This is a genomic window from Eleftheria terrae (assembly GCF_030419005.1).
GTDB lineage: Bacteria > Pseudomonadota > Gammaproteobacteria > Burkholderiales > Burkholderiaceae_C > Caldimonas > Caldimonas terrae.
This window is the reverse complement of record NZ_CP106951.1, coordinates 4,004,401-4,017,006: the sequence shown is the minus strand read 5'-3', so window position 1 is coordinate 4,017,006 and position 12,606 is coordinate 4,004,401. Positions and strand designations below refer to the sequence as shown.

Genomic DNA, 12,606 nt, shown 5'->3' with positions numbered 1-12,606 from the left:
GGCTGGGTCACCGGCGCAGGGAATTGGTGAGGCCCATCATCTCGTCGGCCGCCTGCGCCACCTTGGCGTTCAGCTCATAGACCCGCTGAGCCAGCATGAGGTGGACCATCTCGTCGACCATGCGCACGTTGGACGCCTCCACCGCACCCACCGACAGCTCGCCCGCCCATTCCTCGCCCGGCCACGCGCGGGCCGGCTCGGTGTTGGCGTCGCGCAGCTCGAAGAGGCCGGCGCCCAGGGGCACCAGCGCGTCGGAGCTGGTGAAGTTGACGAGTTCGATCTGGCCCAGCACCGACGGGGCCGCGTCGCCCTTGAGCTGGGCGCGCACGCTGCCGTCGGGCATCACCTCGACGCCGGTGGCGCCGGTGGGGATGCGGATGTCGGCCTTCAGCACCTGGCCGCTCGGCAGGCTCAGCAGGCCGTCGGCATTGACCTGCAGCGAGCCGCCGCGGGAGTAGCCGATGCGGCCGTCACGCAGGTTCACCTCGATGAAGCCGGGGCCGGTGATGGCAATGTCCAGCGGCCGGCCGGTGGTGCGCACCTCGCCCTGCACCATGTCGACCCGGATGCCGCTCGGGCGCGCGGCCTCGGCCGTCTGGGCCGAGGCGCCGGCCGGCGCGGCAGTGCGGTCGAGCAGGCCGCTGAAGTCCACGGTGCGCCGCTTGTAGGCCACGGTGTTGGTGTTGGCCAGGTTGTTGGCGATGGTGTCGAGCTGGTCCTTCTGCGCCTGCAGGCCGACGGCCGACACCAGGAATGCGTCCAACATGGTTTAGATCTCCCCGAGTTTCTGGATGGCCCTGCCGAGGACCTCGTCATAGCCTTGCGTCACCTTGACCAGGCTTTCGAACTGCCGCGTGAGCGCCATCAGCGCCAGCATGTCCTGCGGGCCACCGGCGTTGGAGCCCTCGAGAAAGCCCGAGCGCACCGCGGCGCGGCCGCTGTCCACCGGTTGCAGCGCGCCGTCCACCGCCAGCAGCGAGCCCTTGTCCGGCGAGAGCTGGGCGCCCTCGGCGAGCGTGAACAGCTGCAGCACGGCCTGCACTTCCTCGCGCTGCACGATCTCGCCGGTTTCGCGCACCGAGACATCGGCGCTGCCCAGGCGGATGTCGCCGTTGCTGCCTTGCACACGCAGGCCGCGCTCGCCGACCAGGTAGCCTTCGGCGTCGACCCGGAAGGACCCGGCACGGGTGAGGAAGGTGCGCTGGCCATCGGACAGCGCGAAAAAGCCCTGGGCACCGTCGATGGCCACGTCCAGCGGCTTGCCGGTGGCCATCATCTGGCCGGCCCGCAGGTCCACGCCGCGGCGCAGCACCGGCTCGGCCGGCGCGGCCGCGGCTTGCGCCGTGGCGGGCGCGAAGTGGCCGGCGAAGCTGTTGAGCGCCGCCACCTGGCGGCGATAGCCCGGCAGCGTGGCACTGGCGGCATTGCCGCTGACGGCGTTCAACCGCTCCTGCCCAGCCAGCAGGCCGACCTGCACGATCGCGAAGACATCGCTCATGGCGTTCGCACTCCCTCAGTTTCTTTCTTGTCTTGGTGTAGTCAGTGGGGGGACTTGGCGCCCTGCCCCGCTGGCGGTGCGGCGGTGATCGCCGCGAACGCCCGCAACTCGTACCCCGGCGGCACCTCGGCCATCGACAGCACCCGCAGGTGCGGCGTGGCGCGCTCGCACAGCGCCCGCAGCTGGCGGCGCAGCTCCGGCGCACACAACACCACCGGGATCAGGTTGGATTTCATCATGCGTTCGGCACTGGCCGCAATGCGCAGGAGCAAGCCATCGATCAGCCGCGGGTCGCTGCCGGTGGCCTGCCCTGCTGCCTGGCGCAGCAGGCCGTCTTCCAGCTCCGGGTCGAGCGTCATCACGTGCAGCGTCTTGCGGTCGGCGCTCAGGCTGTTGCAGATGCTGGTGGCCAGCCGCTGGCGCACCGCCTCGGTGAGCACGGCCGGGTCCTTGCTGGCGCGGCCGGCGTCGATGAGGCATTCGACGATGGCCTGGATGTTGCGGATGGGCACCTTCTCGCGCATGAGGTTCTGCAGCACCTTCTGCACGTCGCTCACGGCCAGCTGGGTGGGTACCAGTTCTTCCACCAGGCCCGGCTGGGCGGTGCGCAGGCGGGCCAGCAGCTTGTCGGTCTCGGTGCGGGTGAGCAGCTCGGCGGCACGCTGGCGCATCACCTCGCACAGATGGGTGAAGAGCACGTTGACCGCATCCACCAGGGTGTAGCGGGCGGCCCGGGCGGCGTCGCGGTCGGCCGGCTCGATCCACAGCGCGGGCAGGCCGTAGGTGGGCTCGCGGGTCTCGATGCCGCGCACCAGCGTCAGGTCGCCGCTGGGGTGGATGGCCAGCGTCTTGCCCACCATCACCTGCCCGGCCGCCACCGGATCGCCAAAGATGGCGATGGCATAGGCCTCGCCACCGATGGCCGAGGACTCGCGGAAGCGCACCTTCGGGATGACAAAGCCCATCTCGCCGGCAAACTGGGTGCGGAAGGCCGCCACCCGTTCCATCAGGATGCCCTGCTCGCCACCCAGGTGCTGCGCCAGGGCCGCGCCCAGCTCGACCTCGACCGGCTCGACGTCGTAGACCGCATAGGGATCGTCGGCGGCAGCTTGCTCCTTGGAGGCCTTGTCGGCTTCGGCCTGCTGCGCCTCGGGCGAGGCGGCCTTGGCCTGGCGCGCCAGGAAGTAGGCCACGCCGACGCCGGCCGCCAGGGCCAGCACCGGCACCAGTGGCATGCCCGGCAGCAGGCCCACGCCGAGCAACACCACGCCAACGATGGCCAGCGTGCGCGGGAAGGCGCTGAGCTGGCGCAGCACCTCGGCGCTGAGCTGGCTGTCGGACGAGGAGCGGGTGACGATGAGGCCGGTGCCCACCGAGATGACCAGCGCCGGGATCTGCGTGACGATGCCGTCGCCGATGGTCAGCAGCGTGAAGTGGCGCAGCGCTTCGCCCCAGGGCATGCCCTGCTGCAGCACGCCGATGACGAGTCCGCCGACGATGTTGATCAGCATGATGACGATGCCCGCGATCGCGTCGCCCTTGACGAACTTGCTGGCGCCGTCCATCGCGCCATAGAAGGCCGCCTCGCGCTCCAGCGTCTTGCGGCGGCGCTTGGCTTCGTCCTGGTCGATGAAGCCCATGTTGAGGTCGGCATCGATGCTCATCTGCTGGCCCGGCATGCTGTCCAGCGTGAAGCGGGCTGCCACTTCCGAGACGCGCTGCGCACCGTTGGTGACCACCACGTACTGCACCACCACCAGGATCAGGAAGACGATCATCCCGATGACGTAGTTGCCGCCGACCACGTAGGTGCCCACCGCACCGATGACGCGGCCGGCCTCCCCGTCCGTCAGGATGAGCCGGGTGGCCGAGACGTTGAGCGCCAGCCGGAACAGCGTGGCAATGAGCAGGATGGCCGGGAAGGTGGAGAACTCCACCGGCCGCGGCGCATAGAACGTCATCAGCAGCACCAGCAGGGCGAGCGAGAAGTTCAGCAGGATGAGGAAGTCCAGCAGCGGCGACGGGATGGGGGCGAACAGGACCAGCAGCACGCCCATGACGAGGGCGATGAGGGCCAGGTCGGTATTGCGGCCGAGGATGGCTTTGAGCGAGTTCACGGGTCAGTGGGCCTTTGCCGGCTGGGGCGCCGAGGGGCGCGCTGCATACACCCAGCGCAGGATGCGGGCGATCTGGGCGAAGTGCTGCTCGGGCACGAAGTGGTCCTGGGCCACTTCGGCGAACAGCGCGCGGGCCAGCGGCCGGTTCTCGACGATGGGCACGCCGCGGCGCGAGGCTTCGCGGCGCATGCGCAGCGCCAGGTCGCCGGCGCCCTTGGCGATGACGCGGGGGGCCGGCATCTCGCCGTGGCGGTATTCGACCGCCACCGCGTAGTGGGTGGGGTTGGTGAGCAGCACATCGGCCTCGCCGACGCGCTTGACCGAGCGGGCGCGCTTGGCCCATTCGGCACGCAGCTCGCGCAGGCGGGCCTTGATGCGGGGGTCGCCTTCGCGCTCCTTGTGTTCTTCCTTGATCTCGCGCTTGGACATGCGCATCTGCCGCATGAAGTCCCAGCGGGTGTAGAGCCAGTCGACATAGGCAAAAGCCACGAACAGCACGGCGACCAGGGCCAGCGCCTCACCCAGCAGGGCGAGCGAGCGGCGCAGGAGGCCGCCGGCCGGCAGCGCGAGCAGGCCCACCACCTCGTCCACCTGCGCCAGGCCCCAGGCCGCGACCACGGCGGCCATGACGGCCAGCTTGAGGCTGGTGCGGCCGGCCTCGAACAGCGTCTTCACCGAGAACAGGCGCTTGAAGTTGGCGGCCGGGTTGATGCGATCGAAGTTGGGCTTGAGCGGCTCGGCGGTGAAGACGCCGCGCGCCTGCGCCGCGCCGAATGCCAGCGCGGTGAGCCACAGCACGAAGAGCACCGCGGCGACGGCCTGCAGCGTGAACAGGCCCAGCTCCGACACCAGCCGCAGCGCAACGGCGTGGTTGAGCGCGGCATGCTGCGAATGGGCGAAGGCACGCGGGATGAGCGTGGCCAGCTCGCGCAGCGTGGCTTCGCCCAGGCCCCAGAGGCAGGCGGTGGCGGCGAGCAACACGCAGGCGAAGGTGACTTCCTGGCTCTTGGCAATGGAGCCACGGCGATGGGCTTTTTCCAGCTTGAAGCTGGTGGCCTGCTCGTTGCGGTCGAGGTCTTGCTGCTGGCTCACGGGCGGGCTCCGAGCACGTCGGCGCTGAGGCCGAAGAGCCGCTCGATGAGCGGCGCCCAGGCCGGGATGGAGAGCGTGAGCACCAGCAGGCCGACCAGGATCTTGACCGGGATGGCGAGCAGCAGCACGTTGATCTGCGGCGAGTTGCGCGAGATCAGGCCCAGGGTGAGGTCGGTGACAAGCAGCGCCAGCACGGCCGGCGCGGCGAGCGCAAGGCCAAAGCTGAACAGCGCGCCGGCCGCGGAGGCCACGCGCATCGGGTCGGCCACTTGCGGGAAGGCACCGAGCGGAAAGACCGAGAAGGAGCTGGCCAGCATGGAGGCCAGGGCCAGGTGGGCATCGGCCAGCACGAAGAGCGCGACGCCGAGCAGGCTGAGCAGCGACGTCAGCACGTTGGCGCTGGCGCGGGTGACGGGGTCGAACACCGAGCCGATGCCGAAGCCGATCTGCACATCGAGCAGCCGGCCGGCGACGGCGAAGGCGGCGAGGACGACGTGGACGCCCAGGCCGAGCAAGGCGCCGGAGACGCCCTCGGCGGCGACGGCGAGCATCAGGCGGCCCCCGTCGTCGATGAGTTCAGGCGGGGCGGTGATGCCGCCGGCGGCGCAAACGAGGGCCGACAGCGCGACGACCAGGGCCAGCCGCACGAGGCCGGGCAGGCCGAAGGCGGTGAAGACCGGGGAGAGGCCGAGCGCGATGGAGAAGCGCACCGAGACGAGCATCACGGCGGTTCCCCAGGTGATGAGGGCGTCGGGAGACATGGTCTGGTCGCTGGCTTACTGACTTGCTTGTCTGCTCGGGACGACCGATCAGCCGAGTTGGGCGAGGCGGCCGTAGAGCTCGGTGGCGTAGGCGGTGAGCTTGCCGAGCATCCAGGGCGCCATGAGGATAAGCGCGATGACGAAGATGATCAGCTTGGGCACGAAGGCCAACGACGGGTCCTGCACCTGGGTGACGACCTGCAGCACGCTGATGACCACGCCCGTCACCAGGATGACGACCAGGAGCGGGCTGCACAGGAGCAGGCCGATCTTGAGGAGGTCGCTGGTGAGGTGGAGGGCGAGAGCGGGGGTCATGGGTGGCGCGGTGGGACGGGGCGAGGGCTGGCAGGGGTCTTAATTTGCACACTGCCCAGCCAGTGACGGGTGGTTGTGAGTGCACACCCTCGGGAGAAGGCCGAAGAACAGGACCGTTTGCTTGCCCTGGACTGGGCCTTCTCAGAGGCTGCCGCTTATGTTAAGCGGGCAACGTACTGTAACTTGGAGGGAGAGCAGGCGGCACCCCCTGGGAGGGGGAAACGGGGGGAGAAGAGTGATGTGGTACGCAGGGGCGGGGGAAGTTACACCTGAGTGGGGGCGTGGGAATTGGGCCTTGTGGCTGCACACCATTCCTGGGCGGCGCGGCCCCAGCATGAATGCCAAGCAAGACCAGGTTGAAGAACGCGGCGATTGCCGCTAAGACTGAATCGCCCCGGGATTTGTGGAGGCTCCAACTCTTGAGAAGATGGAGCCATGAAGAAGTCGAACAAGTTCTCACCTGAGGTTCGCGAGCGCGCAGTGCGGATGGTGCAGGAAGCGCGCGGGGAGTACCCGTCGCTATGGGGCGCAGTCGAATCGATCGCGCCGAAGATCGGCTGCGTGCCGCAGACGCTGCTGGATTGGGTCAAGCAGTCAGAGGTAGAGGCCGGTACGCGCGCGGGCACGACGACCGCGGAGGCGCAACGCGTGAGAGAGCTGGAGCGCGAGGTCAAGGAGCTGCGCCGGGCCAACGAGATCCTGAAGCTGGCCAGCGCGTTTTTCGCCCAGGCGGAGCTCGACCGCCGTACGAAGTCTTGAAGGCGTTCGTCGACGCGCATCGGAATGACTTCGGGGTCGAGCCGATCTGCCGGGTGCTGCAGATCGCCCCGTCGGGATACCGACGCCATGCGATGCGCCGGCGCGAGCCGGGCCGCTGCTGCGCACGCACGCAGCGCGATGCGCAGTTGATGTCGGAGATCGATCGGGTCTGGCAATCCAACCGGCAGGTCTACGGTGCCGACAAGGTCTGGCGCCAGCTCGGGCGTGAAGGCATGAAGGTGGCGCGCTGCACCGTCGAGCGCCTGATGCGCAGGCTGGGTCTTCGCGGCGTGATTCGAGGCAAGCGCGTTCGCACCACGGCGGCCGATGCCAAGGCGCCGTGCCCGTTCGACAAGGTCAACAGGGTGTTCCGGGCGGACCGGCCCAACCAGCTGTGGGTGAGCGACTTCACCTACGTGTCGACCTGGCAGGGCTTCGCCTACGTCGCCTTCGTCGTCGATGTCTTCGCACGGCGCATCGTGGGCTGGCGCGTGAGCCACTCGATGCGCACCGACTTCGTCCTGGATGCGCTGGAGCAGGCGCTGTACGCCCGCCAGCCCGAAGCCGAAGACGGGTTGATCTGCCACTCGGACAGGGGCTCGCAATACGTCAGCATTCGCTACACCGAGCGGCTTGCCGAGGCCGGGATCGAGCCCTCGGTTGGCAGCAAGGGCGACAGCTATGACAACGCCCTGGCCGAGACCATCAACGGGCTGTACAAGGCCGAGGTGATCCACCGGCGCACTTGGAAGACCCGCGAGGCCGTCGAGCTTGCCACGCTCGAATGGGTCGCCTGGTTCAACCATCATCGATTGATGGCACCGCTGGGCTACATCCCGCCGGCCGAGGCCGAGGCAAACTACCACCGCCAACTCGCCGAGCGATCGGCCGTGACGGCGTGACCACTTAAACCAGCCAGCCTCCACGAAACCCGGGGCGATTCAGGGCTCTAGTGACCCACCGAATCAGGTTGCACGGATGGCCTCGCGTTGCTGCGGAGGTGTCCTGCGAGGTATAGGCACCGCTTTTTTAAACGCGGGCGCCGAGGCTGAGCGGTGTTTCGGTGCAGCCACGCCACACCAGCGGCAGGCCGATGTCGGCGGCGGCCAGCGTCACGCACGAGGCCAGCAGCGCCTGGTCGGCCGCGCTTAAGCTGTCCTAGTCGAGACTTGATCTGACAGACAAGCCGTCAAGCGACGGCCGTATCGGTGTGAGGTGTCTGCTTGATCTGATCCAGCTGTTTATCGTACGCCAGCGTTGCACTCTCGATAAAGGTCTGCAGCGGCGTTTTACCGTAGCAGTACTTGCCCGAGTGCGTCCGCTCGGCGTTGTAGCTCTGCATCCACTCGTCAACGTCCACCTGCAGTTCGTCCAGCGAGTTGTACAGCTTGCGCCGGAAGGCGCTGGCGTAGAACTCGTTCTGGATGGTCTGATGGAAGCGCTCGCAGATCCCGTTGGTCTGAGGCCTCTTCGTGCGCGTGCGCGTGTGCTCGATGTTCTCCAGGTCCAGATACAGCGCGAACTCGTGCGTCTCCCGGTTGCCGCAGTACTCGCTGCCACGGTCGGTCAGGATGCGCAGCAGCGGCACCCCGTGTTCCTCGAAGAACGGCAGCACCCGGTCGTTGAGCATATCCGCCGCCGTGATCGCATGCTTGCGGTCGTAGAGTTTGACGAACGCGAGCTTGCTGTACGTGTCGATGAAGGTCTGCTGGTAGATGCGCCCTACGCCTTTGAGATTGCCCACGTAGTAGGTGTCCTGCGAGCCGAGGTAGCCCGGGTGCTCGGTCTCGATCTCGCCGTCTCGCCGTGCGCTTCCTTCTCCTGCTTGGCCTTCTCCAGCGCACGGACCTGATCCTCTGTGAGAATCACGCCCTCCTGCGCCACCTTGGCCGACAGCGCCTTCAGGCGCAGTTGGAAGGTCTGCAAGTCATGGCGCAGCCAGATAGTGCGCACGCCGGCGGGCGATACGCTGATGGCGCGCTTTCTCAACTCGTTGGCAACGCGCACCTGGCCGTATGCCGGCTGCTCCAGCGCGAAGTCGATCACCGCTCGCTCGATGATGGGGTCCGCCCGGTTCTTCAGGTTGGGCTTCTTGCGGGAGATCTCTGCGAGCGCCGTTTCTCCGCCCGTCTCGTACAGTTCCTTGAAGCGGTAGAAGCTGTCTCGGCTGAAACCCAGCACCTTGCATGCTTCTGATACGCTGCCCAGCGTCTGCGCCAGCTTCAATAGCCCGATCTTGTTGCGAATGATCTTCTGATCTTGTGTCATCTGACTTCCTTGAACGCCCTGTCGGGCAAGGGTAATGTCAGATCAAGTCGTAGCTATGACACTTAAGCTGCCCCAGCGTTCGCGCGCCGCCTTCGACACCCTCGCCGCGTGGTTCAGCGTCGCGTCGAACAACACGACGACGCCGGCCAGCGTGTAGGGCAGCTCGGGGTGGACCTTGCGGCCGACGTGCTCGGCCAGGCTCACGATGCGCACGAGTTCAGCCGTTGCCTTCGGTGCGGACTCGGTTTCGACGAGCCACAGCCGCGTGCCCTTCACGAGCACGGCGTCGGGCATCTTGCGCAGGCGCGAGCGCAGCTGCTGCGCGCTCACGGGCGCCTGGCCCGTGAGCAAGGCGTACTCGCTCCAGGCTTCGAAGCCCTGCGCTTGCTTGTGGATGCACCACCTTGCCGTGAGCGCGAAGTGCGCGTGGGTTGGGCCACTCACGCTCGCCAAGTCGAGCCCGTGCCGCGCGGCCACGCCGTGCAGCTCCAGTGCCGCCACACCCTTGCGGGTGAGCACCACGCTGGTTCCGCCGTGGCAGTTCCGCCTGGCCAGCAGCTCCCCGGTCTGCTCGACCAGCACGCGCACGGTCCTCTGCGCCATCTGCAGGCCGTAGTGCGCGCCCGGCCAGCAGGCCGCCGCCAGGTCGGCGCAGCGCAGGTGGCCGTGCGCGGCGACCGCACGCAGCACCGCCAGGCGGTTGGCCGCCGCGCGTTCGCGCGAGGTGGGCTGCTTGGGCTTCGGGGGCGGCGGGCGCAGCAGGCCCGCCAGGGCATCAGGGGACAGTCGCATGGTCTACACCTCGCATCGGGGATGCGACGTGTAGCGATGACGCATCTGCGGATGCGTCTGCAGCCCCAGCACGCTCGCAGCAGACGCTGCCAGCGCGCAGGGACTGCGGGCGGTCGAACAGGTGCTCTTCGGCGGCTAGGGCCGCACGCACCTTCTGCGGGCTGGACGCCCTTCGTCTCCCGTCATGGGCGCCGCTGCCTGCCCTCCACACCGCCTGTCGTCGGCGTTCCGCGCAGGAAGCCACCCCGCGATGCGAGCAGCGTTCTCCGTGGCCGTCGTTCGCTTCGAGGCTGGACGCCTCGTCGCACCCCAGGGTGGCTTCCTGCGCTTGCGCTTCGTCAGCGTCGGGCTTCGGTCGCTGCTCGCTTCCTGCACCCCAACCTCATGCGTCCGCGTGGGCGCGGACCCGGCGCTTGGACCGCGCCTGCACGAGGTCGGCCCCCGCAGCGCTGCGGCAACCCGCCTGGGGGCGAGTGCGCCTTCGCGTCAGCACCGGCGCCAGCCGGTGCTGCCCGCTGTCCTCTCGGCAGCGGCCCCAACCCATCCCCCCGCCCTTCCCAAGAAGAGCGCGAGTCGCCCTCGGCCGTCAGCGGTGCTAGGCCATCAACGGCCAGGCACCGCACACGGCGAGCGTCGGGTGGCGCGCCATCGCGTCAAGGCCATGCCCTCACGGGCGGCCGGTGGCCGGCCTGGACTCGGATGCTTGCCGTAGGGTCAGTCATGCGTAGTCAATGCGCTGCTCGTCACGCTTGCCGAAGTTCACCATGCGCGCCACGCGGAAGCCCGCAGCGAGAAGCCGCTCTCGAACTACACGGCTCAATGCATCATCCAAGGCACCGTCCGCGTCCAGATTGGCAGCGACTTGCACCCACACGGGCAAGTCCTCGTTGCCTTCCTCGTCCGACAGCGACACCGTGAACTCGGCTCCATCGCGAGAACCCTTGAAGTAGCGACCCTCAACGTAGTTCGAACTCTCCCGCTCCTGGCCATCCACGATGCCTGCGGCATCGAAGAAGGCCTCCGCGAACTCGCGCAGGCTCGGCTTGGCGGCGTGCGCGCATAGCAAGTTGACGTACTGCAAGTCTTTATCCCCCAGTGGTAGGCGTGACGGGGCCAATCGGCCTCACCACGATGGACGGCTGCGAAGGCAACGTTCCCGGCACAAACGCCCCCGGCGTCACGTCGCGACCCAGCGTGTTCGTCCAGGTCGTTGACCAGTCCTGAAGCAGCGGGTAGTCGGGCAGTATCTTGCCCGGGTGAACGAAGCCAGGGATGTTCTTCGAGGTCTTGTAGCCCTCCGTGAGCTGTCCGCTTTCAATGAAGAAGTCGATGTCGCTCTGTGGGCCGAATGGAGTGCACTTGGTGAGGCTCACCCCAGTGACCGAGCTTCCACGTACACCCACGCTCGCATCCGTGACACCGCTTCGGACCAGCGCGTCTTGAAGCTGCTGGGCAGCGGTCGTGAACTGCTCTGGAGGATTGAAGCCGAGCGGTACTGTGCGAGTCGCCCCGTTAATCGGCACGCCCTCAAGGCCTGCATTTCCTACATTGCCAAATTAAATCGCCCGCAGCAGCGGGCGACTGTCAGTCATTCTGTTAGCTCACGACTTCTGATAGAACGAGTCGCGATACTGCGCCATTCCCTTCTGAATGTAGCTTGAGAATGTCTCAGCCACCATTTCGGGGGCGCCACCACCATCATCCATTTGATAGACCGCCGGGTCGGTGTGACCGTCGCAAATGAAGTAGTGGAACTGAAAGCCTTGGTAAGCACCAAAAACAAAGGCATTTTCGGGTACGGTAAATTCGATGTCTTCGTCCTCGAGCATCTCTAGAAGGCGGCGCTTTAGGTCTTTGACTTCGGGAAAGAAAAAGGCAGCATCGCGCTGAAACAGCCCAGCACTTTTCCCGCAGTCTTCTAGAAATTCCTCATAAACCGAAGGAAATACTATTTTCCCTTGTGCAGCAGCCAGCTCGTCGATTTCTTTTTTCGAAATTCCGGCGATAGGCCGCTCTTCGTCCAGCTTAGCGGCTTTCAGCCAATCAAAGAATTTGCCCACAATAGCTCCTCAGCGAAAAAATGGCTTGCTAGCATTCGCCCCAGATTGAACGCCCAACCTCACATTCGGGAACATTTCTTGGAACTGCCCGATGACGCGGGAGCATGAGTAGCACACCGTAAGCTCCGAATACAAATTTACAGAACCGGAGAGGCCTGGAACCACATCAAGGCGTTGCGGATTATATCGTTGGGCGATAGATTCCAAAAGCTTAACCTCTGTGTCATAAGCCCTGCTCCAGCCGACATCCATCGTACTGAACATTCGATTCTCCGGAACTCCAACGGTTCCGGCCGGCGAGTTTTTCCCGCTCAACGCAAAATCTTTACCCAATTCGCCGTTAAGTTGATATTCGCTGTAGGCGAAGTTTCTCTGCATTTTAGCGTTAGACGTCAAGCCTAGGTCGATACGCTTGTTGAGCAGGTCTTCGACAGTCGAATGGAGTTCGAATTGACTGGAAGCGTTGCCGACTCTGGTTGCTTCGATATTCGCCAAGACCCGCTCTCGCATCGACAACTGAGAGATGCTGGCCGCCGACGTGTCGACATTGCCAAATACTATTCCTGGCTGCGAATACCTCTTCTAATGAAGTCGCCTGTACTAATTGGACAGGTGCCGCCTCTGTGATAAAGGCGGTGCTCTGCACAGAACGGTGTTTTTGGGCCGGGGAAAAGGTCCGTCTCGGAGACTTTTTCGCTGCCAGGCTCTACAAAGGTAGGCAATGACTCCAACAGCGGAGCCACCTCTTCCCACCCGATTCCCGAATACAACTGAACTGGTTCGCGCATCTTCAGAGCTTGACCGTATATCTGATGGATGGAAAGTTCGGTTGTTTTCTTTCGCAAAGCCATCCAGCGCCGAAATTCACCAACCTTTCCGGAAGAAATTACAGCCCAAACCGCGAATTCTGCAGGGTCATCGAGTTTCATAGTTTTTCCTTTCCA

At 65.9% G+C, this 12,606-nt stretch carries 13 protein-coding genes, 1 pseudogene and 1 other annotated feature; of the genes and pseudogenes, 1 reads left to right on the top strand and 13 read right to left on the bottom strand.

Going from position 1 to position 12,606, the window contains the following annotated elements:
• Positions 1-7: 7 nt before the first annotated feature.
• The 6 genes from N7L95_RS17810 to N7L95_RS17785 are packed head-to-tail and all read right to left on the bottom strand — an operon-like array spanning position 8 to position 5,783.
• Positions 8-766: a flagellar hook-basal body protein gene (locus N7L95_RS17810; RefSeq protein WP_301256588.1), complete on the bottom strand. Its 759-nt coding sequence runs from the start codon at positions 764-766 to the stop codon at positions 8-10.
• A 3-nt stretch (positions 767-769) separates the two neighbouring features.
• Positions 770-1,498 carry a flagellar hook-basal body complex protein gene (locus tag N7L95_RS17805; RefSeq protein ID WP_301256587.1) on the bottom strand — a complete coding sequence of 243 codons (729 nt, stop codon included), beginning with the start codon at positions 1,496-1,498 and terminating at the stop codon, positions 770-772.
• A gap of 41 nt (positions 1,499-1,539) precedes the next feature.
• Entirely contained in the window at positions 1,540-3,615 is a 2,076-nt protein-coding gene (locus N7L95_RS17800; RefSeq protein WP_301256586.1) for a flagellar biosynthesis protein FlhA, read from the bottom strand.
• Positions 3,616-3,618: 3 nt separating this feature from the next.
• A complete protein-coding gene (locus N7L95_RS17795) occupies positions 3,619-4,707 on the bottom strand; it encodes an EscU/YscU/HrcU family type III secretion system export apparatus switch protein (protein ID WP_301256585.1) in 1,089 nt (362 codons plus the stop codon).
• A complete protein-coding gene (locus tag N7L95_RS17790) occupies positions 4,704-5,468 on the bottom strand; it encodes a flagellar biosynthetic protein FliR (RefSeq protein WP_301256584.1) in 765 nt (254 codons plus the stop codon). Before N7L95_RS17790 ends, N7L95_RS17795 begins: the two co-directional genes overlap by 4 nt.
• Positions 5,469-5,516: 48 nt before the next feature.
• Positions 5,517-5,783 (bottom strand): flagellar biosynthetic protein FliQ, encoded by a 267-nt coding sequence (locus N7L95_RS17785; protein WP_301256583.1) that lies wholly within the window; start codon positions 5,781-5,783, stop codon positions 5,517-5,519.
• 435 nt (positions 5,784-6,218) lie between these two features.
• Here N7L95_RS17785 and N7L95_RS17780 point away from each other — a divergent pair.
• A protein-coding gene (locus N7L95_RS17780) for an IS3 family transposase (RefSeq protein ID WP_301256582.1) occupies positions 6,219-7,444 on the top strand; the annotation gives its coding sequence in 2 pieces (ribosomal slippage) (positions 6,219-6,507 and positions 6,507-7,444; 1,227 coding nt in all).
• Positions 6,497-6,613: a sequence feature (AL1L pseudoknot), on the top strand. It overlaps the preceding gene by 117 nt.
• 287 nt (positions 7,445-7,731) lie before the next feature.
• Here N7L95_RS17780 and N7L95_RS17775 read toward each other — a convergent pair.
• The 7 genes and pseudogenes from N7L95_RS17775 to N7L95_RS17745 all read right to left on the bottom strand — a co-directional run bounded on the left by N7L95_RS17775 (position 7,732) and on the right by N7L95_RS17745 (position 12,591).
• Positions 7,732-8,810 (bottom strand): annotated as a pseudogene (locus N7L95_RS17775) (IS481 family transposase).
• Positions 8,811-8,852: 42 nt separating this feature from the next.
• Positions 8,853-9,602, bottom strand: coding sequence for a hypothetical protein (locus tag N7L95_RS17770; protein WP_301256581.1), 750 nt, complete (start codon positions 9,600-9,602; stop codon positions 8,853-8,855).
• Positions 9,603-10,320: 718 nt separating this feature from the next.
• Positions 10,321-10,683: a hypothetical protein gene (locus N7L95_RS17765; RefSeq protein ID WP_301256580.1), complete on the bottom strand. Its 363-nt coding sequence runs from the start codon at positions 10,681-10,683 to the stop codon at positions 10,321-10,323.
• A gap of 4 nt (positions 10,684-10,687) precedes the next feature.
• Entirely contained in the window at positions 10,688-10,975 is a 288-nt protein-coding gene (locus tag N7L95_RS17760; protein ID WP_301256579.1) for a hypothetical protein, read from the bottom strand.
• A gap of 228 nt (positions 10,976-11,203) precedes the next feature.
• A complete protein-coding gene (locus N7L95_RS17755) occupies positions 11,204-11,662 on the bottom strand; it encodes an SMI1/KNR4 family protein (protein WP_301256578.1) in 459 nt (152 codons plus the stop codon).
• 9 nt (positions 11,663-11,671) lie between these two features.
• Positions 11,672-12,157 carry a deaminase domain-containing protein gene (locus N7L95_RS17750; RefSeq protein ID WP_301256577.1) on the bottom strand — a complete coding sequence of 162 codons (486 nt, stop codon included), beginning with the start codon at positions 12,155-12,157 and terminating at the stop codon, positions 11,672-11,674.
• Between the two features lie 62 nt (positions 12,158-12,219).
• Positions 12,220-12,591, bottom strand: a complete 372-nt coding sequence (locus tag N7L95_RS17745) for a hypothetical protein (RefSeq protein ID WP_301256576.1) — start codon at positions 12,589-12,591, stop codon at positions 12,220-12,222.
• Positions 12,592-12,606 lie beyond the last annotated feature (15 nt).

Bases quoted from the DNA above. Each gene is read 5' to 3' on its own strand.
- N7L95_RS17785 (WP_301256583.1), bottom strand. From the start codon at position 5,783: ATGACCCCCGCTCTCGCCCTCCACCTCACCAGCGACCTCCTCAAGATC.
- N7L95_RS17810 (WP_301256588.1), bottom strand. From the start codon at position 766: ATGTTGGACGCATTCCTGGTGTCGGCCGTCGGCCTGCAGGCGCAGAAG.
- N7L95_RS17770 (WP_301256581.1), bottom strand. From the start codon at position 9,602: ATGCGACTGTCCCCTGATGCCCTGGCGGGCCTGCTGCGCCCGCCGCCC.
- N7L95_RS17745 (WP_301256576.1), bottom strand. From the start codon at position 12,591: ATGAAACTCGATGACCCTGCAGAATTCGCGGTTTGGGCTGTAATTTCT.
- N7L95_RS17790 (WP_301256584.1), bottom strand. From the start codon at position 5,468: ATGTCTCCCGACGCCCTCATCACCTGGGGAACCGCCGTGATGCTCGTC.
- N7L95_RS17805 (WP_301256587.1), bottom strand. From the start codon at position 1,498: ATGAGCGATGTCTTCGCGATCGTGCAGGTCGGCCTGCTGGCTGGGCAG.